The organism is Nostoc sp. CHAB 5836, assembly GCF_020829445.1.
Lineage (GTDB): Bacteria > Cyanobacteriota > Cyanobacteriia > Cyanobacteriales > Nostocaceae > Nostoc.
The window spans coordinates 1-4,101 of sequence record NZ_JAIVFV010000308.1; the positions used below are offsets into that span (position 1 = coordinate 1).

At 42.3% G+C, this 4,101-nt stretch carries 3 protein-coding genes and 1 pseudogene; 3 read left to right on the forward strand and 1 reads right to left on the reverse strand.

The window, feature by feature from the left end:
- A pseudogene (locus tag LC605_RS31480) lies at positions 1-712 on the reverse strand (hypothetical protein); the annotation flags it as partial.
- Positions 713-1,156: 444 nt separating this feature from the next.
- Here LC605_RS31480 and LC605_RS31485 point away from each other — a divergent pair.
- The 3 genes from LC605_RS31485 to LC605_RS31495 all read left to right on the forward strand — a co-directional run bounded on the left by LC605_RS31485 (position 1,157) and on the right by LC605_RS31495 (position 3,828).
- A complete protein-coding gene (locus LC605_RS31485) occupies positions 1,157-1,351 on the forward strand; it encodes a hypothetical protein (protein ID WP_229551324.1) in 195 nt (64 codons plus the stop codon).
- A 926-nt stretch (positions 1,352-2,277) separates the two neighbouring features.
- The gene (locus tag LC605_RS31490; RefSeq protein WP_229551326.1) at positions 2,278-3,333 is read left to right on the forward strand and encodes a tetratricopeptide repeat protein; all 1,056 of its coding nucleotides are present in this window, start codon (positions 2,278-2,280) and stop codon (positions 3,331-3,333) included.
- Between the two features lie 312 nt (positions 3,334-3,645).
- Positions 3,646-3,828, forward strand: a complete 183-nt coding sequence (locus tag LC605_RS31495; protein ID WP_229551325.1) for a hypothetical protein — start codon at positions 3,646-3,648, stop codon at positions 3,826-3,828.
- Positions 3,829-4,101: the final 273 nt, after the last annotated feature.

Sequence of the window (4,101 nt, forward strand, 5' to 3'; positions counted from 1 at the left end):
GATATTGTTGTTCGTCATAGAACGCATCACCCGTACAGCGAAATAATTCTCTGTTAATTTCTTGCCACTGTGCGTTAACTACATTGATTTGTTGCGCCATCAATGCCCAAGTGCAATAGTTTACAGTCCAGCGCGGTTGAGTACAGTTACATCCACTACCTGCTTGTCCGCCCCTTCCTGCAATACCTGCCCTCCCGCCCCGATTACGTAACACCACATTCTTGAGTTGAGATAATGACTCAAAGTAAACAGTAGCATTACCGCCACGACCACCATGACCACCATGACCACCATTACCACCATTACCACCATTAGCACCGCATACATTCACTGTCACATTCTGGGGCTGTTGGCATCCAGAAGCTTGTTCAGCAGAGGTAGCAGATTCTCCGGCTTCGCCATCTGTACCTGAGAGGTCGAGCATTTGTAGTTGTTCGCTAGCGCGAATTATTTGATCTGATCGAGAGTTCCCATCTCGTCCAGACCGACCATCTACCCCATGTCTACCATCTTGGCCAAAAGGTTCCACTTCAGCAGCGACAACATTGACAGCTAGAGCATTAACAGTTGTTGCCAAAAGGCATAGTTTGAGAATGTACTGAAACGGCTGATTAATATTCACACAAATCAAAGAAATTGAAGGAGACTTTTGATATAGCAATCTTAAATGAGTTACGAACTGGGGTTTGAGTTGGGTAAAGCCAGTCATCATCGTTTTGTTGGGTACTTTATCAATACTGTAGCCAAAAAAAGAGTATAAAAAGAGGGCTGATGTAGTAACCCAAGTTGCTAGTTATGAGAGAGTGCGATCGCACCCCCGAATCATGCTTCTAAAAATCCATCCCGCCAAGTCCCGATAATTCCGAACATCACAACAGAGGATATTAAAATAATTCGTAATACCTCGACTTACTTCGACTACGCGCTTGGTGAGCCTAGTCGAAGTAAGTCGAAATATAACCCCAATACAAAACTTATCGGTTACAGAACTGGGGGACTTAAATCCGTGGACAGCAGTTAAATATCAGCCGAGGGAACCCCCTTCTTGCCGCGTTGATCGCCTTTCTTACCCACCAGTTTGTCAAATAAGTCTCAAGATAGTTTGTATTCACCACAGAAGAACTTAAGCTTGGCATATAAGTTTGGGAAAATAGTGATGAATAAGGAAACAGTTCCTAGTCAAGCTGAAAAGTCAAATCCAGAAGGAGATCCATCGCAGCTCAGTCCAGAGGTACTGGACAAAATCAAACACCCTCGAAAAATGGACGATGTGATCCGGGAGCAATCACCAGAAGAACGTAGCAGTAACCCAGCTTTAGTACCGGAAATGATTGATGATCCAGCTGAATAAATAGATATCTGGTGAAATTAAATATGGATTATCCAGAACCCTTGTAGAGACCTAGCAATGCTAGGTCTCTACATTAATTTTTACCAGATGTCTATGTGTTTTCATGTGCGATCGCCCCTGTAGTCACGTGCCCCGAAGGAAGTCTATTTATGGACTCTTCAGAAATCCCCACATCTTCAGACCGGGGAAGCTTATAAATAATTCGTAATTCGTAATTCGTAATGACGCTCTCTACGAGACGCTAAAAGCGTAGCTTGCTTCCCCGGAGGGGTACGCGGACTCGCTACCGCTACGTTCGCGGAGCGTCTCGTAGAGAAGACAGTAAATTTTGTTTTGTGACGGGGATTTAGACCCCGACCCAAAACAAGCTGCTTGTAGAAGCTATGCAACTTTAACCCCTAAAGTTAGTTAAATACCATGAATTGCTGCTACATGAATAAAGTGCAGGTTCATATCAAATCGGTATAAACCAAGCGGGTGAAAGATATATTCTGGTTTTGGGAACACTAGTACCGTGCGGCATAAATACGCCGACCATTTCTCAAGACTGCAAATGATGATTGTTTTAAAGTTCATAATGGTGGGTTTATTTCCGCCATGCTTTACTAGTAGTTTGTCAAGTTTAAATTGAGGGGAAACAAGTTGGTAGTAAGGACTTCAGTCCTTATTTTCTAAGCACTAAAGTGCTTACTACAAACCCTCAAAATTAGCTTAGGCATTGTACTAGATTTAGCACCAAGCTTCACAGGAAGGAGCTAATGTCTAAAGGTTAGGACTTACGCAAAAACTCTCTAAAACTCTTGTTCCTTTGCGTTCTTTGCGTCCTTCTCCCAGGGGGAGACGCTGCGCGAATGCGGTTCGTTTTTTCATGATTTTGCCTAAGTCCTAAAGGTCAATAGAACAATAGATCGAAAAATACACTTCCCCTGCAATTACCCATAAAATACCTAAAACCAGTGAAGCGTAAGACAATTACTCATGAATTTGACTCTGGTTCACAAGCACAAATACTACCTCCACAAGAAAGCGACGACCATTTCTTGGAAGCGTCCAAGCTACTACAGCAAGGAATTCAACAGCAGCAAGCGGGTGAATTAATCACGGCGATCAAATCTTTCCAACAATCCTTGGGGCTGTTTCAAGCAATTGGGGATTTGCAAAAACAGGCACAGGTACTTTCTTTTTTAGGATTGTCAACTTACAGTGCTGGAGACTACAAAGGTGCTATCTCCTACTCCCAACAGTGTCTGTCTTTGCTCAATAACACCTCAGATTTAGCATTGCAAATGCAAGCACTTTCCCATTTAGGCAATGCATACCGTCACCTAAATGACCATAAAAAGGCAATTGAGTTTCTAGAAAAGTGTTTGAAAATAACGCAGCAACTGCAAGACAAACGAAGTCAAGTAGCAGCACTGAATAATTTGGGATTAGTGTATAAAGCTTTGGGCAACTTTACACAGGCCATTGAGTATCAGCAGCGAAGCCTAGAAATTGTGCGGGAACTCAAAGATAACTGGGGCGAGGAACAGGTACTCAAGAATTTGGGTAATGCTTGGTATGCTTTGGACAATTACCCAAAAGCGATCGCTTACTATGAGCAATGTGTAGCTATAGCACGCTCCCTAAAAAATTTTCGCAGTGCTTCTCAGGTGCTAAAAAATCTGGGAAATGCTTGTTACACTTTAGGTGATTATACTGGAGCCGTTAAGTATTACGAAGAACGGTTACAATTAGCCAAAGAAATTCAAGACAAGCGTAGCGAGGAACAGTCTTTAGGTAGTTTAGGAGTTGCCTGTGAAGCTTTGGGTGACCATAACAAAGCAATTACATATTATGAAGAACGTTTGCTGTTAGCTAGGAGTATCAAAGACCGTCGCAGTGAAGAACAAGCTCTTGCTAGTCTGAGAGTCGCTTGCTATGCCTTGGGTGATTACGCCAAAGCTATACAATACCAGCAAGGAACATCTCCAAATAGTTAAAAAGCAAGATAAGTAGAGCGACGCAAATAAAGCTAAGTTTAAGCAATCCCAGAACTGGAAAAACTTCAGCCCAAGTCAGCATCGTTAAAAACCGCAAATCAGTTCGTAAAGTAAGTATTTCTAAAGCCTGAACTAGCTGCAAAGCTCCCAACCGAATGCCATTTAAAGCTCTCACCAAGCCCTTGGGGCAGGGAACTCTTAAGAGGGAACAGGCAACAGTAAGAAAAACCTGTGATCATAAAATTCCAAGACATCTTTTGAATACTCGTACTCTTCAATTGCCTTACTGGTTCTGTGGAACGGATTTGAGAAATGACGTTTCTTGCCACCTCTGGTAAATTTAGTCGGCGACACCACTCATCAAACTCTTGGGTGTTAAGCATATTAACTCAACCTACCTCTAATGGACTCAAGGCAAGCTATAAGTTCAATTTGGGATTTTCGGCAATCTTACCGTTTAATTACTTCGGTACTCAAACGATCGCACTCTTATAACAATTGGCAATTCCAACCATCGGCGGCGGCAAGCTGCCGAGCAGATATTCGTGCGTGACTCTATTTAAACTATAATTTTGCCTTGAGTTCAAAATTTAGGTAAAAGCTTGCCGTTTGTCCTTAAAAATCTTTAAGTAATTATGCTTATTTTGACGGCATTGCATATAAACTCCAGTTTTTATCTCCTAAACTACCAGTCTGCTGTTTCAAGTATCAAGAAGCTGGAGTCTAATTAAAGGAATTGCTTGCCGTTGCGGCAAACAATTCCTTTAA

What these genes read in the sequence shown, in the direction of transcription:
- LC605_RS31485 (WP_229551324.1), top strand. Translation starts at nt 1,157, where the DNA reads ATGAATAAGGAAACAGTTCCTAGTCAAGCTGAAAAGTCAAATCCAGAA.
- LC605_RS31495 (WP_229551325.1), top strand. Translation starts at nt 3,646, where the DNA reads ATGACGTTTCTTGCCACCTCTGGTAAATTTAGTCGGCGACACCACTCA.